The sequence below is a fragment of the Allomesorhizobium camelthorni genome, from assembly GCF_011045125.1.
Classification (GTDB): domain Bacteria; phylum Pseudomonadota; class Alphaproteobacteria; order Rhizobiales; family Rhizobiaceae; genus Allomesorhizobium; species Allomesorhizobium camelthorni.
In genome coordinates this window covers 24452-48771 of sequence record NZ_JAAKZF010000013.1, presented here as the reverse complement: position 1 = coordinate 48771, position 24320 = coordinate 24452, and the positions used below count along the sequence as shown (strand labels likewise).

The 24320-nt window shown below is 64.0% G+C and carries 23 protein-coding genes; 5 read left to right on the top strand and 18 right to left on the bottom strand.

All coding sequences use genetic code 11. The features are described 5' to 3' along the window. Positions 1-5 precede the first annotated feature (5 nt). Both G6N73_RS12520 and G6N73_RS12515 read left to right on the top strand, forming a co-directional pair. The gene (locus tag G6N73_RS12520) at positions 6-1298 is read left to right on the top strand and encodes a lytic murein transglycosylase (protein ID WP_343044604.1); all 1293 of its coding nucleotides are present in this window, start codon (positions 6-8) and stop codon (positions 1296-1298) included. 723 nt (positions 1299-2021) lie between these two features. Further along, positions 2022-2495 carry a hypothetical protein gene (locus G6N73_RS12515; protein WP_165027983.1) on the top strand — a complete coding sequence of 158 codons (474 nt, stop codon included), beginning with the start codon at positions 2022-2024 and terminating at the stop codon, positions 2493-2495. A gap of 105 nt (positions 2496-2600) precedes the next feature. Here G6N73_RS12515 and G6N73_RS12510 read toward each other — a convergent pair whose 3' ends face one another. The 3 genes from G6N73_RS12510 to G6N73_RS12500 all read right to left on the bottom strand — a co-directional run bounded on the left by G6N73_RS12510 (position 2601) and on the right by G6N73_RS12500 (position 6013). Continuing rightward, positions 2601-3602: an LLM class flavin-dependent oxidoreductase gene (locus G6N73_RS12510; protein WP_165027981.1), complete on the bottom strand. Its 1002-nt coding sequence runs from the start codon at positions 3600-3602 to the stop codon at positions 2601-2603. A 76-nt stretch (positions 3603-3678) separates the two neighbouring features. After that, positions 3679-4824, bottom strand: a complete 1146-nt coding sequence (locus tag G6N73_RS12505; RefSeq protein WP_165027979.1) for an AI-2E family transporter — start codon at positions 4822-4824, stop codon at positions 3679-3681. 130 nt (positions 4825-4954) lie between these two features. After that, positions 4955-6013, bottom strand: a complete 1059-nt coding sequence (locus G6N73_RS12500; protein WP_165027977.1) for an LLM class flavin-dependent oxidoreductase — start codon at positions 6011-6013, stop codon at positions 4955-4957. A 219-nt stretch (positions 6014-6232) separates the two neighbouring features. Between G6N73_RS12500 and G6N73_RS12495 the strand changes: the two genes are divergently transcribed. Next, positions 6233-6634 carry a DUF6481 family protein gene (locus G6N73_RS12495; RefSeq protein WP_165027975.1) on the top strand — a complete coding sequence of 134 codons (402 nt, stop codon included), beginning with the start codon at positions 6233-6235 and terminating at the stop codon, positions 6632-6634. A gap of 15 nt (positions 6635-6649) precedes the next feature. Here G6N73_RS12495 and sugE read toward each other — a convergent pair whose 3' ends face one another. From sugE to G6N73_RS12485, 3 genes are all read right to left on the bottom strand, one after another. Further along, a complete protein-coding gene (sugE, locus tag G6N73_RS12490; protein ID WP_165027973.1) occupies positions 6650-6964 on the bottom strand; it encodes a quaternary ammonium compound efflux SMR transporter SugE in 315 nt (104 codons plus the stop codon). A 232-nt stretch (positions 6965-7196) separates the two neighbouring features. Continuing rightward, entirely contained in the window at positions 7197-7325 is a 129-nt protein-coding gene (locus G6N73_RS37925; protein WP_281352871.1) for a hypothetical protein, read from the bottom strand. 88 nt (positions 7326-7413) lie between these two features. Then, on the bottom strand, positions 7414-8673 hold the full coding sequence (locus G6N73_RS12485) for a DNA recombination protein RmuC (protein WP_165027971.1): 1260 nt from the start codon (positions 8671-8673) through the stop codon (positions 7414-7416). A gap of 97 nt (positions 8674-8770) precedes the next feature. On the opposite strand from G6N73_RS12485, the gene def reads away from it, so the two are divergent. After that, the gene (gene def / locus G6N73_RS12480; protein WP_165028100.1) at positions 8771-9301 is read left to right on the top strand and encodes a peptide deformylase; all 531 of its coding nucleotides are present in this window, start codon (positions 8771-8773) and stop codon (positions 9299-9301) included. A gap of 59 nt (positions 9302-9360) precedes the next feature. On the opposite strand, the gene trmB is transcribed toward def, so the two are convergent. The 4 genes from trmB to lnt form a co-directional block, all read right to left on the bottom strand. Next, the gene (gene trmB, locus G6N73_RS12475; RefSeq protein ID WP_165027969.1) at positions 9361-10059 is read right to left on the bottom strand and encodes a tRNA (guanine(46)-N(7))-methyltransferase TrmB; all 699 of its coding nucleotides are present in this window, start codon (positions 10057-10059) and stop codon (positions 9361-9363) included. A 5-nt stretch (positions 10060-10064) separates the two neighbouring features. Further along, complete coding sequence (gene metK / locus G6N73_RS12470) at positions 10065-11345, bottom strand: methionine adenosyltransferase (protein ID WP_165027968.1); 1281 nt, start codon at positions 11343-11345, stop codon at positions 10065-10067. Positions 11346-11531: 186 nt separating this feature from the next. Next, positions 11532-11951 carry a helix-turn-helix domain-containing protein gene (locus G6N73_RS12465; protein WP_165027966.1) on the bottom strand — a complete coding sequence of 140 codons (420 nt, stop codon included), beginning with the start codon at positions 11949-11951 and terminating at the stop codon, positions 11532-11534. Between the two features lie 120 nt (positions 11952-12071). Next, complete coding sequence (gene lnt, locus G6N73_RS12460) at positions 12072-13661, bottom strand: apolipoprotein N-acyltransferase (RefSeq protein ID WP_165027964.1); 1590 nt, start codon at positions 13659-13661, stop codon at positions 12072-12074. Positions 13662-13990: 329 nt separating this feature from the next. Between lnt and G6N73_RS12455 the strand changes: the two genes are divergently transcribed. Beyond that, the gene (locus G6N73_RS12455) at positions 13991-15526 is read left to right on the top strand and encodes an MFS transporter (RefSeq protein WP_165027961.1); all 1536 of its coding nucleotides are present in this window, start codon (positions 13991-13993) and stop codon (positions 15524-15526) included. 90 nt (positions 15527-15616) lie between these two features. Here the strand turns inward: G6N73_RS12455 and G6N73_RS12450 are convergent, their stop codons facing one another. The 8 genes from G6N73_RS12450 to G6N73_RS12415 form a co-directional block, all read right to left on the bottom strand. Continuing rightward, positions 15617-16687, bottom strand: a complete 1071-nt coding sequence (locus tag G6N73_RS12450) for a hemolysin family protein (RefSeq protein WP_165027959.1) — start codon at positions 16685-16687, stop codon at positions 15617-15619. 26 nt (positions 16688-16713) lie between these two features. Next, the gene (gene ybeY, locus G6N73_RS12445; protein ID WP_165027957.1) at positions 16714-17199 is read right to left on the bottom strand and encodes an rRNA maturation RNase YbeY; all 486 of its coding nucleotides are present in this window, start codon (positions 17197-17199) and stop codon (positions 16714-16716) included. Between the two features lie 40 nt (positions 17200-17239). After that, a complete protein-coding gene (locus G6N73_RS12440; protein WP_050898773.1) occupies positions 17240-18235 on the bottom strand; it encodes a PhoH family protein in 996 nt (331 codons plus the stop codon). Positions 18236-18309: 74 nt separating this feature from the next. Continuing rightward, positions 18310-19719, bottom strand: coding sequence for a tRNA (N6-isopentenyl adenosine(37)-C2)-methylthiotransferase MiaB (miaB, locus tag G6N73_RS12435; protein WP_425484078.1), 1410 nt, complete (start codon positions 19717-19719; stop codon positions 18310-18312). A gap of 55 nt (positions 19720-19774) precedes the next feature. Then, the gene (olsA, locus tag G6N73_RS12430; protein ID WP_165027955.1) at positions 19775-20566 is read right to left on the bottom strand and encodes a lyso-ornithine lipid O-acyltransferase; all 792 of its coding nucleotides are present in this window, start codon (positions 20564-20566) and stop codon (positions 19775-19777) included. 26 nt (positions 20567-20592) lie between these two features. Continuing rightward, on the bottom strand, positions 20593-21075 hold the full coding sequence (gene rimI, locus G6N73_RS12425; RefSeq protein ID WP_165027953.1) for a ribosomal protein S18-alanine N-acetyltransferase: 483 nt from the start codon (positions 21073-21075) through the stop codon (positions 20593-20595). A gap of 3 nt (positions 21076-21078) precedes the next feature. After that, the gene (gene tsaB / locus G6N73_RS12420) at positions 21079-21762 is read right to left on the bottom strand and encodes a tRNA (adenosine(37)-N6)-threonylcarbamoyltransferase complex dimerization subunit type 1 TsaB (protein ID WP_165027950.1); all 684 of its coding nucleotides are present in this window, start codon (positions 21760-21762) and stop codon (positions 21079-21081) included. Between the two features lie 255 nt (positions 21763-22017). Beyond that, positions 22018-24231, bottom strand: coding sequence for a malate synthase G (locus G6N73_RS12415; protein ID WP_165027948.1), 2214 nt, complete (start codon positions 24229-24231; stop codon positions 22018-22020). Positions 24232-24320: the final 89 nt, after the last annotated feature.

Genomic DNA, 24320 nt, shown 5'->3' with positions numbered 1-24320 from the left:
CCGATATGACAGCCAATCTCCCCCCGTGTGGGGGAGATGTCCGGCAGGACAGAGGGGGGCAACATAGAGCATCGAAAGCAAAGGTTCTGGCGTTTGTCGGGCTGACATTTCTGGCATTCTCTTCACCCGCATCCGCCGCAAAGATCGACGAGCAGTTCCGGGCATGGCTCCAGAACGATCTGTGGCCGCAGGCAAGCGCCAACGGCGTCTCGCAACAGACTTTCGAGGCAGCGTTCGCCGGCATAAAACCCAATCTCAAACTGCCCGATCTGGTGATGCCGGGGCAAAAGCCGAAGACGCCGAAGAAGCAGCACCAGGCCGAGTTCGGCTCGCCCGGCAGCTATTTCGGCCCGATCGGCGGCGTGACGTCCGGCGGCAGATCGCGAGCCGGACAGCATGCGAAGACGCTGGCCGCGATCGAGAAGCGCTACGGCGTTCCGGGTGAGGTTGCGCTGGCGATCTGGGGCCGCGAATCCGGCTTCGGCACGGCAAAAATCCCGAACAACGCCTTCGAGGTGCTGGCGACAAAGGCGTTCATGTCGACCCGCAAGGAGATGTTCCGCAAGGAGGTGATCGCCGCTCTGGTCATGGTCGAGCGCGGCCTTGCCAGCCCGAAGGCGATGAAGTCGTCCTGGGCCGGCGCGCTCGGCCAGCCGCAATTCCTGCCGACCTCGTTTCTCGACCATGCCGTCGATCTCGACGGCGACGGCCAGCCCGACATCTGGAATTCCGTGCCCGACACGCTGGGCTCGATCGCCAACTACCTCGTCAATTACGGCTGGGTGAAGGGCCGAGACTGGGGTTTCGAGGTGACGGTGCCGGACAGCGTTTCCTGCGCGCTCGAAGGTCCGGATCGGGGGAGAAAAATATCCGAGTGGGCGGCGATGGGGATTTCGCGCGTCGGCGGCAAGCCGTTTCCGGCGCATGAGGCCCGCTCCGAAGGCTTTTTGTTGATGCCGGCCGGTCGCAGCGGCCCGGCCTTCATCGTCACGCCGAACTTCTACGTGCTCAAGAAATACAATGAGAGCGATCTCTATGCGCTGTTCATCGGCCACGCCGCCGACCGAATCGCCAGCGGCGACAGGAATTTCGCCGGCCGCTGGGGCAAGGTCGGCGGGCTCTATCGTTCCGATGTGGCCGCGCTGCAGCGCAGGCTGGAGCGGGTTGGCTACGATGTCGGCGGCGCCGACGGCCTGCCCGGCTTCAAGACTCGCCGCTCGATCGGTGACTGGCAGGAGAAAAACGGCCGCGCCGCGACGTGCTTTCCGGACAAGGGGCTGGTGGAGGCGTTGAGATAAGCTTTTCCTTCTCCGCCTTGTGAGACAGGAGAGAGGCGCATGTTTCATCATCGCCACGCTGCGTTTCCGCCCTGGCCATTGTCAAAGAACGCTCCCTTTGCAGGGAGAAGTCGGGAAGCGGGGCGCGAGGCCAACGCCTTCCTAGTTTTTATACGTGGCGCGAACTCCGCGCCCCGCCGGTGATTTTTCAGCCCCCCGTTTCCCAGCCTGCGGACCTGCCGACATGCGCCGGTGGTTTGCCGTGCCAGCGCGAGCGATATACGGCGCCTCGTGCCCGTCTTAGCGGACAGTCGTGGAAACTCTGGACGACCTTCCGCTTCCGCGGCCACGTTAGCCGCTTTCCCGGAACACCGGTTCCTCCCCGCAAATCACCGTCATGACCGGCGTTCCCGCGGGAGAAACTGCCGGGGATTATGCGGGCAAAGCAGGCGATGATGGACAAAAGTCGACGAAAGATTTTTCAAGAATCTTGCATCCCCTTGATCCGTAAGGCGGATTTCTTCGATCGGGCCAGAACGAGTGCGGATTTTATCCACTTTTGAGATGCCAACGCTCCCCTTGGCGTTTCCAATCAGGTGCTCCGGGACTAGCCGCTCGTAAGCTTGTCCCGCACGAAAACAACCCTGCTTTCGCTGCCACTACTCCTGACAGAAAGCTGTCAGGAGCCCCCTGCTAGTCTATGGTCATTGGAGGCGCACTTCGGCGCCAGGGAGGGAGAACAGCATGAATTCGCAAGTGCAGGACGGCGCGGCCGGTTTCGATTTCATAATCGGAAGCTGGGCGATCGAGAACGAGCGGCTGGTGGAGCGGTTTGTCGGAAGCGACGAGTGGACGCGGTTCGCAGCCATTTCGACCTGCCGCAAGATCCTGAACGGCGCGGGCAATCTGGAGGAGATGACCATCCCCGGCAGCGCCTTTGCCGGGCTGGCCCTGCGCATATTCAATCCCGCCGACGGGCTGTGGTCGATCCACTGGGCCGACAATGACCGCCACCGCGTGCTGCCGCCGATGGTCGGCCGCTTCGAGAACGGGATTGGCGTCTTCTACGGAGACGAGGAGCATGAGGGCCGGACGGTGCGGGCGCGTTTCACCTGGATGCCGTCGGCGCAAAGCCCGCGCTGGGAGCAGGCGTTCTCGCAGGACGGCGGCAAGAGCTGGGAAACCAACTGGGTGATGAAGTTTTCGCGGATGGGGTGAGGCGAAATGGGTGGGGAAGCGCCGGGGACAGTTTACTTTTGCCCCTTGCGCGGACTCTCCGCTGCCGACGCTTTTCCTGGGCAAGAAAGTAAACCGTCCCCTGAGCTAAGCCGCCTGCGACAACTCCCGGTGCGCGTCGGCCAAAATCTCGAACGAGCGCAGCCGCGCGGAATGGTCGAATATCTGCGCCGTGACCATCAATTCGTCGGCGCCGGTGCGGCGGATGAAGGCGTCGAGGCCGCTGCGGACTGTTTCGGGCGAGCCGACGATCGCGCAGGACAGCGCCTGGTCGAGCATCGCGCTGGCCATCGGTTCGATCCGGCTCCTGTAGCCGGCGACCGGCGGCGGCAGCGGCCCCGGGCGGCCGCTGCGCAGATTGACGAAGGCCTGCTGCAGCGAGGAAAACAGAAGCTCGGCTTCCGCGTCTGTGGCCGCGGCGATGACGTTCAGGCCGAGCATCACATAGGGCTTGTCGAGTTGCGCCGAGGGCTGGAAGCGCGAGCGGTAGATGTCGATCGCATGCTCCATCTCGGCCGGCGCGAAATGCGAAGCGAAGGCGTAGGGCAGGCCGAGCATGGCGGCAAGCTGCGCGCCATAGGTCGACGAGCCGAGTATCCAGACCGGCACATTCTGGCCCTCGCCGGGCACGGCGCGGATGCGTTGGCCGGGTTCGGCCGGCTGGAAATAGCCGATCAGCTCGACGACATCCTGCGGAAAGCTGTCGACGCCGGCATCGAGATTGCGGCGCAAGGCGCGGGCCGTCGCCATGTCGGTGCCCGGCGCGCGGCCGAGGCCGAGGTCGATGCGGCCCGGATGAAGCGCCGCCAGCGTGCCGAACTGCTCGGCGATGACCAGCGGCGCATGGTTGGGAAGCATGATGCCGCCGGCGCCGACGCGGATGGTGGAGGTGCCGGCCGCGACATGGGCGATGACCACGGAGGTGGCGGCGCTGGCTATGCCCGGCATGTTGTGATGCTCGGCAAGCCAGTAGCGCCGGTAGCCGAGCCGCTCGGCATGGCGGGCGAGGTCGAGCGTATTGGCGAGTGATTGCGATGCGGTGCCGCCTTCGGTGATCGGCGACAGGTCGAGAACGGAAAGGGGGATCATGGGACGGCTTCCGGGGATCGGAAACCGGATATGGGGAGTGAGGTCCACTGCTGCAAAGCCTGGACCAACAAACGACCTAACCGGCGCCGGTAGGCTCCGACTGTTCCTCCGGTTCTTCCACCGTCTGCTGCGCCGCCAGGAAATTGCCGACATGGCGCAGGCTTTCGAAATGGTCGCAGAAGACCTTGATAACGACCAGGATCGGCACCGCGATCAGCGCGCCGACGAAGCCCCACAGCCACGACCAGAAGGCAATCGCGATGAAGATGGCGACTGCATTGATCTCGAGGCGGCGCCCGACCACCAGCGGCGTGACGAACTGGCCTTCAATGATGTTGCACAAGGCGACGAAGGCCGGAGCCGCCAGCGCATAGGCCAAGCTGTCGAAGCTGATGATCGAGATCGCCGCGACCAAAAGGATGGTCATCACCGCGCCGATATAGGGCAGGAAGTTGAAAAGAGCTGCGAAGACGCCCCAGACAAACGGGTTTGGCATGCCGATCGCCCATAAGCCGAGGCCGATCGCGACGCCGAGACCGCCATTGATCAGTGCGACTGTGAGCAGATAGCGGGAAATCTCGCGCTCGACATCATAGACGACGCGCAGCGCCCGCTTCTTTTCGCTCATCAGGGCGAAGGACTGGATGATCTTTTCGTAAAACATCGTGCCGGAGGCCATCAGGAACAGCGACAGCACGAACGTGATCGCGACCGTGGTCGCGGCCGACAGTAGGTTGCCGGCGGCCTGGGAGACAATGCCTGGCTGAGCCACGACGACCTTCTGCACGCCCGGCTCCTGTGCGGTTTCGGCAACTTCTTCGACTTGGCGGGAAACCTGCATCACCCGGTCGAATGGATGGCGCAGCTCCGCAAGCCGCTCGGTCAGCTGGCGGCCGATCGCCGGCGCATCGTTGACGAGATCCATCACCGGGCCGCTCATGAAATAACCCGTGCCGCCGATGCCGATGACTGACAGGAGAACGAGAAGCGTCGCGGAGATGGATTCGGGAACGCCGCGCTTGCGCAGGAAACGTACGATGGGCGTCAGCATCAGAGCGAGCATGAAGGCGAGGATGACCGGCATGAAGAATTCGCGGGCGAAATAGAGCGCATAGACCGCCATGAAGATGAAGATGCCGATCAGCAGCGAACGCATAAGCCTCGTGTCGGAAGCGGTTCGAATGGCTTCCGGCGTCGATTCACCGGGTGGCTGGGCCGTCATGGTGGTGTCCCCCGACTTTCGCTGTATCTGGCCCCCATGGCCGCGCGAAAATCCTTTCATCGCAACAATGCGCAGCCAAAGCCGATGTTCCGCCGGCAAGTGAATGCGAGCTATGTCGGCGGCAGCGTTTTCAGTCGGCCGTCGCAGATGCCTTCGCGGCCGCCGTTTCGCGGCGGACGAGCGGCGCGACTTTCGTGCCGTAAAGCTCGATCGCCTTCATCAGCTTGGCGTGCGGCATGGTGCCGATCGCCATTTGCAGCAGGAAGCGGTCGTTCCCGAAGATGCGATGGTGGGCGACGATCTTTTCGGCGACCTCTTCCGGATTGCCGACGAAGAGCGCGCCGCTTGGGGACCGCGACTGGTCGAAATGCGCCCGCGATGTCGGGCCCCATCCGCGCTCGCGGCCGATACGGTTCATCACTTCGGCCTGCGGCTGATAAAAATCGTCGGCGGCCTGTTGGGTGGTCTCGCCGACGAAGCCGTGCACGTTGATGCTGGTGGCGAGCGCTGCGGGATCATGGCCGGCGCGGCTTGCCGCCTGCCGGTAGAGGTCGAAGAGCGGCGCGAAACGCGCCGGCTCGCCGCCGATGATGGCGAGCGCCAGCGGCAGGCCGAGCACGCCGGCGCGGGCGACCGAATTGGGCGTGCCGCCGACCGCAATCCAGATCGGCAGCCTTTCCTTGAACGGGCGCGGATAGACGCCGCGATCTTCGATCCGCGGCGTGTGCTTCCCGCCCGGCCATGAGATCCGCTCGCTTTCGCGCAGCTTGAGCAGGAGTTCGAGCTTCTCGGCAAACAGCGTGTCGTAGTCGTTCAGGTCATAGCCGAACAGCGGGAAGGATTCGATGAAGGAGCCGCGTCCGGCCATGATCTCGGCGCGCCCGCCCGAGAGGAGGTCGAGCGTCGAGAACTGCTGGAAGACGCGCACCGGATCGTCGGAGGAGAGCACGGTGACGGCGCTGGTCAGCCTGATACGCTTGGTGCGCTCCGCAGCCGCGGCAAGCGCCACGACCGGAGCGGAGGCGGCATAGTCGGGCCGGTGGTGCTCGCCGAGGCCGAACACGTCAAGCCCGACCTGGTCGGCCAGTTCGATCTCCTCCATCAGGTTGCGAAGGCGCTGGTGCGGGGTGACAGCGCCAGGCCCCTTGTCGAGGCTGACGTCGGCAAAGGTGTAGAGGCCGAGTTCCATGGATTTTTCTCGCTATGTTGCCCGCCACAGGTAGCGGCGCGGCGGGCGCGTCGCCAGTGTCCATCCGGTGAACAGTCCATTTCGAGGATGCCGCGAAAGCGTTCCCCTGCGGCAACATAGCGGGCCATTTCATGGCTGGCATGCCCATTTGACGCTTGAACTCTCGGCTATCGCGCGTATGTAAGCGGCGCAATCGACGACAAGAATTGAAGGCGGACATTGGCTATCTATAGAGAGAAAGACATTTTCGAGCGGCGCAACGCGGCGAACGAGGCAAAAAAGGCGCTGCTGGAGCGGTTCAAGTCAAAGCCGGCCCCGGACGACCCGCAGGTGCTGGCCAAGCAGGCGGAACGTAAGGCTATCCTCGAGGCGCGCGAGAAACGGGCCGCCGAGAAAGAAAAGCTGAGGCAGGAAAAGCTGGCGCGCGAAGCGATCGAGCGGGCCGAGCGCGAAGCGGCGGCGGAAGCCGCACGTATCGCGGCGGAAGAGGCTGCGCAGGCCGAGGCGAAGGCCAGGGAAGCTGAAGAGAACGAGCGCATCGCCCGTCTTCTGGCGGATGAAGCCGAACGCAAGGCCAAGCGCGACGCGCGTTATGCGGCGCGCAAGCAGCGCAAGCGCTGAACTCATAGCCGGGCCTCAAGCGACCAGCTTGAGGCCGATGATGCCCGATACGATCAGCCCGATGCAGACCAGCCTGATGACGGTGGCCGGCTCGCCGAGCAGGTATATGCCGAGCACCGCGGTGCCGACGGTGCCGATGCCGGTCCAAATCGCGTAGGCAGTGCCGACCGGCAGCGTCTTCAGGGCGAGCCCGAGCAGGCCGAGGCTCACCACCATGCTGGCGACGGTAAGCAGCGTCGGCGTGAGACGGGTGAAGCCGTCGGTATATTTCAGGCCGATCGCCCAGCCGATTTCAAAAAGTCCCGCGAAGAAAAGATAAGTCCAAGCCATTTTGGCCCTCATGGATTCGGCGGGCCGTCCCAGCCGTTGTCGCAAGATGCAGGGCCGTCCCAGCACCGCCAGAGGGATTCCGGCATCTCCTTCAGCACATCACTCCGAAAAACCGGTTCGGAAGATCACGCGTAAACACAAGTCCCGAGCGTTCTTGCGCGGCAGGGACAAGGCAGCGCGAATACGGCCGGCATGATGTCGCGCCGGCCGCGCGCTTCGGTTCCTCCGAAGGCTATTTCTTTTCCTTCAGCTTGGCTGCGGGAACCGGCGCCGCCTTCAGCGCAGGCGCGGGCGCCGGCTTCTTGGCATCCTTCTTCGGTTTTCTCGCTTCCTTGTTGCTGCGCAATTGACCCTTGGCCATGATTCGCTCCTCCGGCTGGCTGGCGGATGAGTGAAACAGGGGAATCGGACGAGGGCAAGAGGCGCTTGAGGTGCGACGAGAGCCGCAGTCATGCGTCGGCCTCGTCAACTACCCGCAAGCGCAACTGTCCGGTTCTGGAATCGGCGCTGCGGACGGCAGCGGCCGGGATCGGCGCCTCGGTCGACTCCGCACCGGGCGTCCCGAATTCCAGCGCCTCGATCTTCTGGCCGCGTTTTGTCACCTTCGAGGAGGAGACCAGAATGTCGTCGATATCCTTCGATGCCTGGCCGAAATGCGTCTGCAATTTGCGCACCCGGTCGTCGAGCCGCGAAACATCCTCCATCAGCCGGATGACCTCGCCCTGGATCAGATGCGCCTGCTCGCGCATCGAAGCATCCTTCAGGATCGCCTGGATGACCTGGATGGAGAGCATCAGGAGCGAGGGCGACACGATGACGATGCGGGCGCGGTGCGCGCGCTGCACGATCGATTCGAAATTCTCGTGGATCTCGGCGAAGATCGATTCCGACGGCACGAACAGGAAGGCGGTGTCCTGCGTCTCGCCATTGATCAGGTATTTTTCCGAGATTGCCTTGATATGCACTTCGAGATCGCGCCGAAAGGCTTGCGCTGCGTACTTTTGCGCTTCGGAACCTTCGTTGTCGGCCGCGGCACGGATCGCGTTCCACGCTTCCAGCGGGAATTTTGCGTCGATGACCAGCGACGGCGCACCGTTGGGCATTTTCACGACGCAGTCCGGCCGATTGCCGTTGGAAAGAGTCGCCTGGAACTCGTAGGCGCCATGCGGCAGGCCGTCGGCCACGATCGCCTCCATGCGCGACTGGCCGAAAGCGCCACGCGTCTGCTTGTTGGAGAGGATCGCCTGAAGCTGCACGACCTGGCCGGCGAGCGACTGGATGTTGCCCTGCGCCGTGTCGATAACCGCCAGCCGCTCCTGCAATTTCGCCAGGCTCTCATGCGTCGATCTGGTCTGCTCGGTCATGGTCTGGCCGATGCGGCCGGTCATGGCGTCGAGGCGCTGGCCGATGGACTTGGTGAGTTCGGCCTGCCTTGCGCCGAACACCTCGGCGACCGCGCCGAGCCGGCCCTGCATTTCGGCCTGCGCCTGCAATATGCCGGCCATGCGCGCTTCGGCGTCGCGGGCATGGTCGGCTGCTTCGGCCGCAGCCGCCGCACGCGCATTCGCCGCGCGCCACAGCGCAGCAATCAGCGCCACCAGCAGGACAAGGAACAGCGTGGCGGCGACGGCGAGCAGTTGGCCGAGCGTGACGGTGGACGCGCCAAGTCGCGCAACGGGAGCCGAGAGTATTGAGCTGAGTTCGTTCATGCCGCGCACGATACGCGATTCGGCGATAGATCAAAACATGAACATTTGCGCAGCTGTCGCGGTTGACGGGATTGAGGCGAGCGATTACGTGGAAACGATGTCGATCAAGCCCCTCATCATCCTTCCCGACCCCGTGCTGCGCCAGGTTTCAAAGCCTGTCAGCCAAGTCGATGCGCCGCTGCTCAAGCTGGCCGACGACATGCTGGAAACCATGTATGACGCGCCGGGTATCGGCCTTGCGGCAATCCAGGTCGGCGAGCCGCTCAGAATGCTGGTGATCGATCTCGCCAAGGAAGGCGAGAAGCCCGCGCCGCAACTCTTCATCAATCCGGAGATCGTCGAGACCGGCAAAGAGCGTTCCGTCTATGAGGAAGGCTGCCTGTCGATCCCGGATTATTATGCCGAAGTCGAGCGGCCCGCGACCGTTCGCGTAAAATATCTCGACCGTGACGGCAAGCTGCAAGAAATCGACGCAGAAGGCCTCCTTGCCACCTGCCTGCAGCACGAGATCGACCATCTCAACGGCGTGCTGTTCATCGACCATATCTCCAAGCTGAAGCGCGACATGGTGGTGAAGAAGTTCAAGAAGCTGGCCAAGGACCGCCCGCCGAGCCGGATGGTAGGGTAGGCGATTTTCGGATCGACCGGATAGCTGTCGTCAATCCGCAGCGCTCGCCAGGCCCCGTTCTACGTCCTGACGAAGGTCAGATAGGCCGGGATGCGGTTTTCGCGAATGGCCTTCGCCTCGTATCTGGTCCGCACCCAGGTCTCGTAAGGCCGGCGCCAATCGTCGGCGTCGCGCGCCTGCCATTCGAACGCGCCATGCGCCCGGCAATGGAGCAGCGTCCAGTTGACATAATGGTCGATGTCGGAAGCGAAGCGGAACTTTCCGCCCGGTTTGAGAACGCGGGCGAAGCGGTCGAGATTGGCTGGGCTGACGAAGCGGCGCTTCCAGTGCCGCCGCTTCGGCCATGGGTCGGGATAGAACAGATCGATGCCGTCGAGCGAGGCCGGCGGAAGCCAGTCGAGCACCTGGGTCGCGTCGTCGTCATAGATGCGCAGATTGGCGAGCGGCTGCCGGTCCAGCGCCACCATCATCTTGGCCAGGCCGTTGATGAACGGCTCGATCCCGATGAAGCCGGTATCCGGATCGGCCGCGGCGGCATGGCGCAGGTGCTCGCCGCCGCCGAACCCGATTTCGAGCCGGAGCTTCGACACGTCCACCGGAAACAGCCGTCGAAGGTCGGCCGGAGCCGGCTGATCGAGGTCGATCCGGTATTTCTCCAGGCCGGCCGCCAAGGCCGAAGCCTGGGCCGGCCGGATCGTCTTGCCGTGGCGCCGGCCGAAGAAAGCCTCCGTCGACCGTTCGCGGCGCTCGCCCGTCATTGGGGTCAGGCTGCGACCGGCTCCTTGACGGTGACAGCTTCCTTGAGGGCCTTGACCAGATCGGTTTTTTCCCACGAGAACGAGCCATCGCGGCCCGGCTTGCGGCCGAAATGGCCATAGGCGGTGGTCTTTGCATAGATCGGCTTGTTCAAGTCGAGATGGCGGCGGATGCCCGAGGGCGACAGGTCCATCACCTCGCGCAAGGCGCTTTCGATCGCCGACGCTTCCACCCTGCCGGTTCCGTGCAGGTCGACATAGACCGACAGCGGCTGGGCGACACCGATCGCGTAGGAAAGCTGGATCGTGCAGCGGTCGGCGAGCTTCGCTGCGACGACATTCTTGGCGAGGTAGCGCGCGGCGTAGGCAGCCGAGCGGTCGACCTTGGTGGTGTCCTTGCCCGAAAACGCGCCGCCGCCATGCGGGGCCGCGCCGCCATAGGTGTCGACAATGATCTTGCGGCCGGTCAGGCCGGCATCGCCATCGGGCCCGCCGATGACGAACTTGCCCGTGGGATTGATGTACCAATGGCAGTCCGGCGCGATCTTCAGATCGCCCAGCGCCTCGCGGATGTAGGGTTCGACGACCTGGCGGACTTTTTTGGAGTCCCAGCTTTCGTCGAGATGCTGCGTCGACAGCACGATCGAGGTGACGGAGGCCGGCTTGCCGTCGACATAGCTGACCGTTACCTGGCTCTTGGCGTCGGGTCCGAGCTTGCCGACATCGCCAATGCCTGTGCGGCGGGCCGCCGAGAGCACTTCCAGGATCTTGTGGCTGTAGTAGATCGGCGCCGGCATAAGTTCCGGCGTCTCGCGGCAGGCATAGCCGAACATGATGCCCTGGTCGCCCGCGCCTTCGGCATTGCCGTCGGACGCCTTGTCGACGCCTTGCGCGATATCTGCGGACTGCGCGTGCAGCAGCACGTCGATCTTGGCATGCTTCCAGTGGAAGCCGTCCTGCTCATAGCCGATGTCGCGAATGGCGCGCCGGGCGACGGAACGGAATTTCGACGGATTGACGACGACATGGCCCCGGGCGTCGAGCAACGGCTTGCCGACCTTATCGGTCTTGAGCAGTGTCGGCGGAACCCGGACCTCGCCAGCGATGACCACGCGGTTGGTAGTGGCCAGCGTCTCGCAGGCGACGCGGACGTCCCACGGATTCATTCCGGTCTTCTTGGCCTCGCGATATACCAGATCGACGATCTCGTCGGAAATACGGTCGCAAACCTTGTCGGGATGGCCTTCGGAAACGGATTCCGAAGTGAAAAGATAATTCTGCCGCGTCACGGGTGTCCCCTCTCGAAGTCTTTGATCGGCAGAATGCCGAACCTAGGCGGGACAGGTGTTAGCGAAGCGGCACGCCCGTCGTCAAGACACAGCTTGCCTCAATATCGCATTGGCTTCCGCTTTCGCGCACTGTGAGGCCTGCCGGCGACGCTTTCGCAGCGACGGTTTCGGCCGGAACCTTCGCGCCTATTCGCCGTCGTCGGCGGCGAGCGCCTTGACCAGGTCGATGACCTTGCGCCGCACCTTCGGATCCTGGATCTTCACGAACGCCCTGTTCAGTTGCAGGCCTTCGGTGCTGCTGCAGAAATCCAGCGTGAAACTCGCCGCCTGGTCTTCGGCGAAACCCTTGCCAGCCGTGGCAGGCTGGCCGGGCGCGTCCTCGAACAGGAAAGAAACCGGCACACCGAGTATGTTGGAGATCGCCTGCAGGCGACTGGCGCCGACGCGGTTGGTGCCCTTTTCATATTTCTGAATCTGCTGAAAAGTTATGCCAAGACTTTCACCGAGCTTTTCCTGGCTCATGCCCAGCATGTTTCGGCGGAGGCGGATTCTGCTTCCGACGTGAACATCGGTCGGGTTCGGCTTTTTTTTGTTTTCCTTGTCCATTTCTTCCTCGCCGTCTCCCGGCTAACGAATTTCGAGTCGCTGGCGCCGGGAACTCCCGTTCAGATGACCTTCGACGGGCAAATGCGACGCTTACAGTATGAGTTTCTAATATACATTCTGTCAATTCGAACGGAACTTCTGCCGGAGTTTCATTCCAAGCGCCAAAGCCGCGAAACCAAACAAAATTCCGACACCGATAAAGCGGGAGGGAAGACGGGCCACCGTGTCAGGCGACCGGAACGGGATGGTCACGTCTATTACACCCCGCGCATCGACCGCCAAGGCATCGACGACACTGCCCCGCTCGTCGATGACACCGGAAATGCCCGTATTGGCGGCGCGCACGAGCGGTAGCCCTGTCTCCACGGCACGGACCTGAGCCTGCCGGAAATGCTGATACGGGCCGGGTGTGTCGCCGAACCATGCATCATTTGTGACATTCACAATAATATCAGTTGACGCAAGGTCAACGGCCACCAGGTCGGGGAAGATTATTTCGTAACAGATAAACGGAAGGGCGCGGATACCGCCTGGCAAGGCTATCGAATGCCTTTTGCTGCCGGCCGTGAAATCCATCGGGCCGGTGACGATTTTTTCAAGCCCCAGCCTGCTTAGCCAGTCGGCGAAGGGAAGGTATTCTCCGAACGGGACGAGATGCACCTTGTCGACTGCATCGACGATCTCGCCGCTACCGTCGATCGCCACGACGGAATTATAGTAGCGCGTGCCTTCCTGGCCGCCGGCGCCTTCGGAACGGACGGCGCCGGCGATCAGGATCTGGCCGTCCGACAGCATCTCGCCCAGCGCCGCCAAGGCATCCGGCCTATCGGTGAACAGGAATGGCACCGAGGTTTCGGGCCACAGGATGAATTGCGGCTTTGTATCGCCGCCGGCCGGCGGCGCGCCGCTCAGTTCGACGATCGATCCGAAGACGCGGTCAGCGACAGCGGCGTCCCATTTTTCCGTCATGGCAATCGAGGGCTGCACGATGCGCACTGCCAGCGTGCGTTCAGGAGGTCCCATTGGCACGGAAAGCCGGACATAGCCGAAGACGATGTGCGCGGCGACTATCAGAGCGGCCAGGGCGAAGCCCAGGCGGGCGCCGCCTCCTCCGGCGAGCAGGGCCGGCATTGAAAAGACGAATACGGCAAGCGCATTCATGCCGATCAGGCCTACCACCGAAACGCTCTGCATGAGCAGAGGCACCGGCATGGCGACATAGCCGATTGCCGCCCATGGAAAGCCGGTGAACAGAATCATGCGCAGCCATTCGGCGACGCCAAAGCCGAAGGCCAGCGCCGCGATGCGGCCGATATTGTCGCTCCAGAGCAGGCGAGCCAGCGCCGCCGCAAATCCGTAGAACAAGGCCATGAGGACGGGAATGCCGACCACCGCCAGCGGCAGCGCCCAGGCGAAGGCCTCTGCCTCGACAAGAAGCGCGTTGCCGATCCACCACAGACCACCGAGGAAATAGCCGAAGCCGAACCACCAGCCGATGGCGAAGGCCGGAGCCAGGCGCCTGAACAGCCCGGCCGGGCCGGAAACGGCAGCGCCGTCGAGCAGCCAGACCAGCACCGGGAACGAGACGAAGCAGGCGGCGAAGAAATCGTAGGGCGCCTGGGCAAGCACGGCGAGCGCGCCGGCAAGAAACGCCGTCAGGGCGCGACGCCACCCCCACAGCAAGATAATCCGCCCCGCCAGGCGCTCCATGCACAGCCCCTCGTCCCAGAATCACGCCGGCACGTTCTAACAGGACGAAGCTTCTGCTCCAAACCCGGCGCTTGGAACAACCGACCAGCGTCCCATGACAGGGCCGCACCGGCCTTACGTCAAGACATGCCTCCTGACAGTGGGCTGTCAGCAGAGATGTGCGAATGTGCCTCTCACGATCGAAGGAGGGAATCCCCTTTCGGGTTCTCGAACGTCGATAGTTCAGCGCTCATGTCGATTTGGGCCTCGCTCAAACGTCAATAGACGAGAGTACCGCGCCTACGGCGACACAACCGAAGCAAAGCCCGCGATGGGCATGGAGATTTGGCATGACTGCCCTGGCAGCCGAACCGCAGGCGACGCGGCGCGAATGGATCGGCCTTGCGATCATCGCGCTTCCCTGCATGCTCTATTCGATGGATTTGACCGTCCTCAACCTCGCCGTGCCGCAACTCAGCGCGGATCTGACGCCGAGCGCCTCGCAGCTGCTCTGGATCGTCGATATTTACGGCTTCATGATCGCCGGGTCGCTGATCACCATGGGCACGCTGGGCGACCGGATCGGCCGACGCCGGCTGCTCCTGATCGGGGCTGTCGCGTTCGGCTTCGCCTCGGTGCTTGCGGCCTTCTCCACCAGCGCCGAAATGCTGATCGCAGCGCGGGCAATGCTCGGCGTAGCCGGCGCAACGCTTGCGCCTTCCACCTTGTCCTTGATCCGCAACATGTTCCTCGACCCGCGCCAGCGCACCGTGGCCATCAGCGTCTGGATCACCAGCTTTTCGGTCGGCGGCGCGCTCGGGCCGCTGATCGGCGGCATCCTGCTTCAATATTTCTGGTGGGGTTCGGTCTTTCTCGTAGCCGTGCCGGTTATGGTCCTGCTCCTGATACTCGGCCCTGTGCTGTTGCCAGAATACCGCGACCCGGACGCCGGGCGGCTCGATCTCTTAAGCGCCGCCCTGTCACTGGCGGCCGTGTTGGCTGTGATCTTCGGCCTCAAGCAGACAGCCGAGAACGGTTTCGGATCGCTGCCGGCGATATCGATCCTGGCCGGACTGGTCCTCAGCCTCGTCTTCCTGCACCGTCAGCGGAAACTGGCCGACCCGCTGATCGACCTTGCGCTTTTCCGGAGCCCGGCCTTCAGCACGTCGCTTGGCGTAAACATTTCGGTGTTCTTCGTGTTCTTCGGCTCGTTCCTGTTCATGGCGCAGTATCTGCAACTGGTCATCGGCCTGCCGCCGCTGCAGGCAGGTCTCTGGTCGCTACCGTCGACCATCGGCTTCATCGCTATCACCATGTCGACGCCGGCGATCCTGCGCAGGGTCCGCCCAGCCTATGTGATGGGCGCCAGCCTTGTCGCCGCCGCCGTTGGGTTCGGCTTGATGACGCAGATCGGCGGCGACAACGGACTGGCTGTGCTGGTCGCCGCATCGATCATATTCTCGATGGGTTTGGCGCCGGTGATCACGCTCGCGACCGACATGATCGTCGGCGCAGCACCGCCCGAAAGGGCAGGCTCGGCCGCCGCGCTTTCGGAGACCGGTTCGGAATTCGGCGGCGCTCTCGGCATCGCAGTGCTCGGTAGCGTCGGCACTGCGATCTACCGGAGCCGCATGGCCGCCGACCCGCCGGGCGACGTCGAGCCGGAATTGATCGAGATCGCCAGAGACACGCTCGGCGGCGCGGTGGGAGTGGCCGAAGGCCTGGCCGCCGACCTCGCCGGGCCACTGATCGAGGCAGCGCGCGACGCCTTCGTCCAGGGTCTGCAGTCGGCGGCGGCGATCAGCGTGGTGGTCGCGCTGGTAGCGTCAGTTGCAGCCGTAATGATGCTGCGGCACATCGAAGTCGGCGCGGATCATGGCGAGTAGCGCGCTGCTGGCGCATGTGGTTCGACGAGATCACCATGTGAGTTGCTGCGCCACCCTGCGGCTCAGGGCAGCCGCATCACCCGGCGCGCGTCAGGCCTGCTCAGCCCTGACCGCCCGGCGGCGGCGGTCGCTCTTCTGGACATTGACGATGCGGACGCGCTTGACCCGGCGCGGATCGGCGTCCAGCACGTGGAATTCGAAGCCGGGTATCGCCTGAACCACTTCGCCGCGCACCGGCACCCGGCCGAGCGTGTTGAAGATCATGCCGCCGATCGTGTCGACATATTCGCCATGCTCGCCGGCGGCGAAGTCGTTGCCGATCATCTTGGCGACATCGTCGATCTCGGCCCTGGCGTCGACCACGAAGACGCCGTCGCCGGCCTCGGTGATCAGCGGCTCGTCCTCGTCATGCTCGTCCTCGATGTCGCCGACGACCATCTCAACAATGTCTTCCAGCGAAACCAGGCCGTCAGTGCCGCCATATTCGTCGATGACCAGCGCCATCTGGGTGCGCGAGGCCTGCATGCGGGCCATGAGGTCCGAAGCCAGCATGGAAGGCGGCACGAACAGGACCGTGCGGATCAGGTTCAGCTCGCCGATGGTGCGGGAAAGGTCGACATTGGCGAAATCGAGTTGCACCGGGGCGGGCTTCTTCGGCTGCCGACCTTTCCGGGTGCGCGCAAGCTTGGTGATGTGGGCCAGCACGTCGCGGATGTGGACCATGCCGCGCGGATCGTCGAGCGTCTCGGCATAGACCGGCATGCGCGAATGCCCCGACTGCTCGAACAGGACCATAAGTTCGCCGAGCGTGGTGGTGATTTCGACCGCCTCGACATCGGCGCGCGGCACCATCACGTCCTCGACGCGAACTTCGCGCAGCCGCAGAATGTTGTGGAGCATGGCCCGCTCGGCGGGCGAGAAGGAAGCCGCGCCGGTTTCTATCTCGGCGAGCGCATCCGTCAGGTCGTCGCGGAGGCTCGATCCGTTGCGCGGCCTGAACAGGCTGGCGAGGCGCGCCAGCAGCGAAGGTCGTTCGGCAGGAGGTTCGGGCGCGACCGCGCCATAGGCCGTACTGGGACTAGGTCCGTCTTCGGCGTTGTCGGAGGGCGACTGGGTACCGCCTGCGTCATTCCTTGCGGCGGTCTCGGGTATCTCGTTCATCATCGTCCGTCGGTTATCGTTCTCTGTTACGCGTAGGGATCGGGAATGGCAAGCCTCGCGAGCGCCCGGCGCTCCACCGCTTCCATCTCTTCCGCCTCTTCGCCGGTCTCGTGATCATAGCCCAACAGATGCAGGAAGCCATGGATCAGGAGATGCGTAATATGATGCCGGACCTCCTTGCCTTCCAGTGCCGCCTCGCGGATCACGGTTTCGAAGGCGATCACGATATCGCCGAGAAGCGGCGGCAGGGGCGCGCCGCGCTTCGGCGGAAAGGCCGGAAAGGACAGCACATTGGTCGCTTTGTCCTTGCCGCGCCATTGCGCGTTGAGCTCTCTTACATGCTTGTCGTCGGAGAAGACGACGCTGAGTTCTGTGCCCTCTTTCGCAACCGCGCCCGTTTCGGCCATGGCCGCGGCGACCGCCTCATGCACCATGGTCTCAAGCTCGGCCTCGGGCGCCCAGTCGCCGCCCTCGACCAGCAGATCGATCTCGACCGGAGGCGGCGCCGACATGCCCCTTCCATTGGATCTTCCGCTCATGACGTCCGGCCGGTCAGTGTTCCGATACGTCGAGGCCGCGGGCGATCTTGCCATCGCGGTCGTAGGCCTTGACGATCTCGGCAACCAGCGGATGGCGGACGACGTCGGTTTCATTGAAGCGGACCGTTACCGCGCCCGTAACGCCGTCGAGAATGCGAAGCGCCTCCACCAGCCCGGACTTGGTGTTCGGCGGCAGGTCGATCTGCGTCGGATCGCCGGTGACGATCATGCGCGAATTCTCGCCGAGACGTGTCAGGAACATCTTCATCTGCATCGGCGTGGTGTTCTGGGCCTCGTCGAGGATGACGGCGGCATGCGCCAGCGTGCGTCCGCGCATGAAGGCCAGCGGCGCGATCTCGATGACCTCGGCGGCGATCGCCCGCTCGACCTTGTCGGCCGGCATCATGTCATAGAGCGCGTCATAGAGCGGCCGCAGATAGGGATCGACCTTCTCCTTCATGTCGCCGGGCAGGAAACCCAGGCGCTCACCGGCCTCGACCGCCGGCCGCGACAGGATGATGCGCTCGACCATGCCGCGTTCGAGCAGCATCGCCGCATGGGCGACCGCGAGATAAGTCTTCCCGGTGCCCGCCGGGCCGATGCCGAACACCAGTTCGGCGCGTTCCAGCGCGCGCATATAGGCGTCCTGGTTGAGCGAGCGGGCATAGATGGTGCGTTTGCGCGTCGCGATCTGCGCGGCGGCCATCTTGCCCTTGCGCTCCAGCGTCGGCAGCGTCAGCTGGTCGTCCGCGGCGATCGCCATCCGAACCGCGCCGTCCACGTCGGACTGGCCGATGTCGGCGCCCTTCTGCAGGATGCCGTAGAGATGATCGAGCGCGCGGCGCGCCTGCTCGGCCACCGAGGAACTGCCCTTGATGGTGACCTGATTGCCGCGCGAATTGATGTCTACGCCGAGCTTCTGCTCAAGCCGCGCGAGATTTTCGTCGAACTGGCCGTAAAGGGCGCTGGCAAGCTTGTTGTTGTCGAAGGTGAGTACGATGTGCGCCATGTCGGAGGCCCCGGAGGGCTGGTTCTTCAGGTCTGCGGTAGCGCTCAACCGTCTCTCCTCATCCCGACCGGCGCTCAGGCCGGCTCCGCGAACAGGCTGGTCTGTCCAACCTTGATGATTCGCGCCTTTACAATGTCACCGATTTCGCCGGCGGTTTCATCAAGAATAACCGGCTGAAGCCAAGGCGACCGGCCGACGATCTGGCCAGCCTGGCGCCCGGGCTTCTCGATGAGCGCATCGATCGTCCCGCCAACGAGGCTAACGGCGAAAGCGCCCTGCTGTTCCATCAACAGCGCCTGCAGGCGCTGCAGCCGCTCATCCTTGATGCTTTCCGCGACATGAGCCTTCATTTCCGCGCCCGGAGTGCCGGGCCGCGGCGAATATTTGAACGAGAAGGCCTGGGCGTATCGCACGTCGCGGACGAGTTGCATCGTCGCCTCGAAATCGGCCTCGGTTTCGCCCGGGAAGCCGACGATGAAATCGCCGGACATGGCGATGTCGGGCCGGGCGGTGCGGATGCGCTCGATCAGGCGCAGATAGTCGGCGGCCGCATGGCGACGGTTCATCGCCTTCAGGATGCGGTCCGATCCCGACTGCACCGGCAGGTGCAGATAAGGCATCAGCGCAGGCAGATCGCGATGCGCGGCGATCAGCGCGTCGTCCATGTCGCGCGGATGGCTGGTCGTGTAGCGGAGCCGCGCCAGACCCGGAATTTCCGCGAGCCGGAACAGCAGCCGGCCGAGACCCCATTCGCCGCCGTCCGGCCCTTCGCCGTGCCAGGCATTGACGTTCTGGCCGAGCAGCGTCACCTCGCGCACCCCGGCTTCGGCCAGTCTTTCGGCCTCGGCGACGATCTGGGCGACGGGGCGCGAGACTTCCGAGCCGCGCGTGTAGGGTACAACACAGAAGGTGCAGAATTTGTCGCAGCCTTCCTGCACGGTCAGGAACGCGGTGACGCCGCGCTTGATGATCTCGGTCCGCGCCGTATTCGGCAGATGCTCGAACTTGTCCTCGAGCGCATAGTCGGTTTCGACGATCTTTTCGCCGCCGCGAGCGCGTTTCAGCGCCTCCGGCAGCCGGTGATAGGTCTGCGGCCCGATGACCAGATCGACGGCCGGCGCGCGGCGAATGATCTCGCGTCCCTCAGCCTGGGCAACGCAGCCGGCGACGCCGATCAGCGTCTCGCGGCCGGAAGCAGCCCTTTCCGCCTTGATATCGCGGATGCGGCCGAGTTCGGAATAGACCTTTTCCGCCGCCTTTTCGCGGATGTGGCAGGTATTGAGCAGCACGAGATCGGCGTCGCCGATCTCGCTAGTCGGGGAATAGCCGTCGGCCGCCAGCGCATCGGTCATGCGCTGGGAATCGTAGACATTCATCTGGCAGCCATAGGTTTTGACAAAAACCTTCTTGGCCGCCGGAGAAGCCACCATGGCCTCTTCCGGCAGGCTGTTCGCCGTCGCTTGAGAGATGTCGTTCAAATCCATGCGGGGCTTCTAACGCCTTTCAGTGGCAAAAAACAGACGATTCTGCCCGTATCGCTCAGTGCGGGCTGCGCAGCGCATCCTGCATCATCGCGGAGACGCGCTGCTCGACAAGCTTTGCGGCTGCCTTGCGGCTCGTGCCGGCCGAAAATTCGAGCGGCTCGCCGAAGCGGACTTCCACGTCGACAGCGCCCTCGGCGAGCAATTCGCCGATATGCGGCACCAGATCCTGGTCGCCGATCCACGCCGCAACCCGACGGTGCTGACGGCCCATCGGCAGGCCGTGCAGCCTTGTATAGGCGATCGCCACCGGCTGGATGAACACATGTTCGACCGCGCCCTCGCCGATCGCCATCGCCGCCGCGCCGAAAAGCGTGCTCTTGAACGGCAGCAGCAGATTGCCGTCGCCGGTCGAGCCTTCGGCAAACAGCACCATCACGTCGTTTCGCGCCAGGCGCGCGGCGATCTCGCTCGCCTGCTCGCCGGATTTGCGCTTGCGCTCGCGCTCGATGAACACCGTGCGCTGAAGTTTCGACAGCCCGCCGATCAGAGGCCAGCCGGCCATTTCGGATTTCGCGATGAAGGAGACGTCGACAATGGAGCCGAGCACCATGATGTCGGTCCAGGAAACATGGTTGGAGGCGATCAGGAGCGGGCGTTTTTCCGCCATTGCTCCGCTCACGTGGACCCGGATTCCGAGCGCGGCGAGGATCATCCTGTGCCAGAGGCGCAGGACCAGGTTTTCGCGGTAGAGCCCTGTCTTCATCGAAAGAAGCTGAAGCGGGACAAGGATGAGTGTCGATATGGCGACGAAGAGCAGCGCGACAAAAATGCGGATCCTGCCGATCATCGCCGCTTCCCCGCAAAAACTTCCGGCTAGCGGAGGTCGCGGCGCATGACAAGCGCGCCTCGGTCGGACTGGTAATAGCCCGGCCGCTTGCCGACCTCCCGAAAGCCCATGCGCCGGTAGAGCGCGATCGCGCCTATATTGGCTTCGTCGACTTCGAGGAACAGCGCCTCGGCGCGCTGCGCGTGCAGTTCGCGCAGCACCGCATCGAGCAGTTGCCAGCCCAGCCCTTGGCGGCGGTGACCGCGGGCGACAGCGATGGTCAGTATCTCGCCCTCTCCGGCGACTAGCCGCGCCAGCACGAAGCCGACCGGGTTCTCATTACCGTGGCCGATCTCGCGGGCCGCATAGCCGAAAACCGTGTCCTGCTGGAGCAGCGCCTCGAATTCCCCGTCGGACCAGGGCCGCACGAAATCCTCCTGGTGCAGGAGGGCGACGGCCGCGCTGTCGGCGACGGTCAGCGGCTCCAGCGAATATTCCCGGCGGCGCGGCGTGATGAAGGGGATGCGCATTGGCTAAACGCCGCTCCTCGGCAGGATAAAGCCGGCCTGCGGCTTGGCGTCCGGCTCGCGCAGATAGACGGGCGCCGGCTCCTTGCCGGCCGCACCCTTCTGCGCCGCGACGCGCGCATAGACCGCGATATCGGCGGTGGCGCCGAGCGGCCCGGTGTCGAACGCCTGCGACGGAACCGCGCCGGCAATGATGTTCGCCGCCGTGCCCGCAAGCACCGGTGAAAATTTCGTGGCCAGGTCGGCAGCTTGAGACAATGTGATCACGGCGGGAGCATACACCAACGCTCCGAATTCATCGTAAACAGCGGCCTGGATTTCGCCGCGCCCGCCATCGAGCGCGCTAAGCACGGCCCGCGCGCCGAATACGTCCCGCGCCTCGGCGGCGAGCGCTTCGAGCGTGGTGACGCCGATCGCCGGGACTTTTAGCGCCAGCGCGAAGCCGCGTGCGGCCGAAACGCCAACGCGAACGCCGGTGAAGGAGCCCGGCCCGACCGAGACGGCAACCGCGCCGAGGTCAGGGAAAGCGATTCCAGCATTTTTCAGCGCATCGCCGACAACCGCCATAAGTTTTTCGGCATGGCCCTTGCCGAGGTCGAGCGCCGCGCGGCCGAGTTCCTTGTCAGCCTGCACGTCATAGACGCAAGCGGCGCACAGGCTTGCCGAGCAATCGATGGCGAGGAGTTTCATATCCTGAAGCGCCGGCGTTCCTTCGCGCCCCCCTCTGGCCTGCCGGCCATCTCCCCCACAAGGGGGGAGATCGGACTGCCGCGGCGCGGCGCGTTACGTGGCAGCGTTGGAAATTGAGACCGGGCATAGATGAAGGAGCAATCTCCCCCCTTGTGGGGGAGATGTCCGGCAGGACAGAGGGGGGCAACGTCGGGCGTAGCCGTACCTTTGCTACCGCTCAGACAGGAATTGCTATGAGCGCTGCCCACTACGCGATTACCCCACCCTCTCCGCAGCCTTCAGCTCCAACCTCCGCGCATGCAGCACCGGCTCGGTGTAGCCATTCGGCTGGGCGCGGCCCTTGAAGACGAGATCGCAGGCCGCGAGGAAGGCGATCGAGTTGTCGAAATCCGGCGCCATCGGCCGGTAAAACGGATCGCTCTCGTTCTGGCGGTCGACCACGTCGGCCATGCGCTTCATCGTCTCCATCACCTGGTCCTGCGTACAGACGCCGTGATGCAGCCAGTTGGCGATGTGCTGCGAGGAGATCCGGAGCGTGGCGCGGTCCTCCATCAGACCGATATCGTTGATGTCGGGCACTTTGGAGCAGCCGACGCCCTGGTCGATCCAGCGCACGACATAGCCGAGGATGCCCTGCGCGTTATTGTCCAGTTCGTGCTGGATCTCGTCTGGCGTCCAGTTCGGCCGAACGGCGACCGGCACGGAAAGAATATCGTCGAGCTTCGCCTTGGGCCGACTTTTCAGGCTTTCCTGCACCGCTTGGACGTCGACCTTGTGATAGTGCGTGGCGTGCAGCGTGGCCGCAGTCGGCGAAGGCACCCAGGCCGTATTCGCGCCGGCCTTGGGGTGGGCGATCTTCTGATCGAGCATCGCCGCCATCAGGTCGGGCATCGCCCACATGCCCTTGCCGATCTGGGCATGGCCGGAGAGGCCGCATTCGAGCCCGGTGTCGACGTTCCACGCCTCATAGGCAGAAATCCACGCCGCCTGCTTCATGTCGCCCTTGCGGATCATCGGCCCGGCTTCCATCGAAGTGTGGATCTCGTCGCCGGTGCGATCGAGGAAGCCGGTGTTGATGAAGACAACCCGCTCCTTCGCCGCCCGGATGCACTCCTTCAGATTGACGGTGGTGCGGCGCTCCTCGTCCATGATGCCCATTTTGAGCGTGTTGGGCGTCATGCCGAGCACCGCCTCGACACGCGAAAAGATCTCGACGGCGAAGGCGACCTCCTCCGGCCCGTGCATCTTCGGCTTGACGATATAGACCGAGCCGGCGCGGGAGTTTTTCCGCCGGCCGTTCGGTCCGACATCGTGCAGCGCAATGAGGCTGGTGATCATCGCATCCATGATGCCTTCCGGAACCTCGTTGCCGTCGCGGTCGAGGATCGCCGGGTTGGTCATCAGGTGACCGACATTCCTGACCAACATCAGCGAACGGCCGGGCAGCGTCAGCTCGCCGCCGTTCGGCGCGATGTAGGTCCGGTCAGGGTTGAGCTTGCGGACGAAGGTCCTGCCGCCCTTCTCTATCTCTTCTTCGAGGTCGCCCTTCATCAGGCCGAGCCAGTTGCGGTAGACGAGAACCTTGTCTTCTGCGTCGACGGCTGCGACCGAATCCTCGCAGTCCTGGATCGTGGTCAGCGCCGATTCCAGGATTACATCGGAAATGCCGGCTGGATCCGTCTTGCCGATCGCGCTGGTGCGGTCGATGACGATCTCGATGTGCAAGCCGTTCTTCTTCAACAGGATTGCCGAGGGGGAATCCGGATCGCCGCGATAGCCGGCAAACTGCGTCGGGTCGGCAAGCGCGATCTGCTGCAGCTCCTCCTCGCCGTCACCGACCGAACGCTGAACAGGCGTGCCGGCGCCGAGCACTAGCGCGCCGTCCGCCACTTCGAGCCTCGTCACCGCGCTCCACGAAGCGCCTTCGAGCGGGACGGCCTCGTCCAGAAATTTGCGCGCCCAGGCGATCACGTTCGCGCCGCGCGCCGGATTGTACCCCTTGCCCCGTTCGGCGCCGCCCTCTTCCGAAATCGCGTCGGTCCCGTAAAGCGCGTCGTAAAGCGAGCCCCAGCGGGCATTCGCGGCATTGAGCGCATAGCGCGCATTCATCACCGGCACGACCAGTTGCGGCCCGGCGACGATTGCGATTTCCGGGTCGACATTTTCTGTCGTCACCTGAAAATCCGGCCCCTCAGGCAGGAGATAGCCGATCTCTTCAAGGAGCCGTCTGTAGGCGGTCATGTCGACCGGCGCGCCGTTTTCCCGATACCGGTGATCGATGCGCTCCTGGATATCATCGCGTTTCTGAAGCAGAGCACGGTTTTTCGGGGCGAGATCGTGAACGATGGCGGAGAAGCCAGCCCAGAAGGCGGCGGGGTCGATCCCCGAGCCGGGCAGCGCTTCGCGCGCCACGAAATCATGCAGCGGGCGCGCAATCCGCAAACCGGCGATCTCGACCAGATCGGTCATCATCTCTTCTCCAAAAGGCATCGGGACTTCATGATTTTCGCGCCTTTGACCATGCCGGGCGGAACGGGTCAATTCACCCTAAGTTCCGG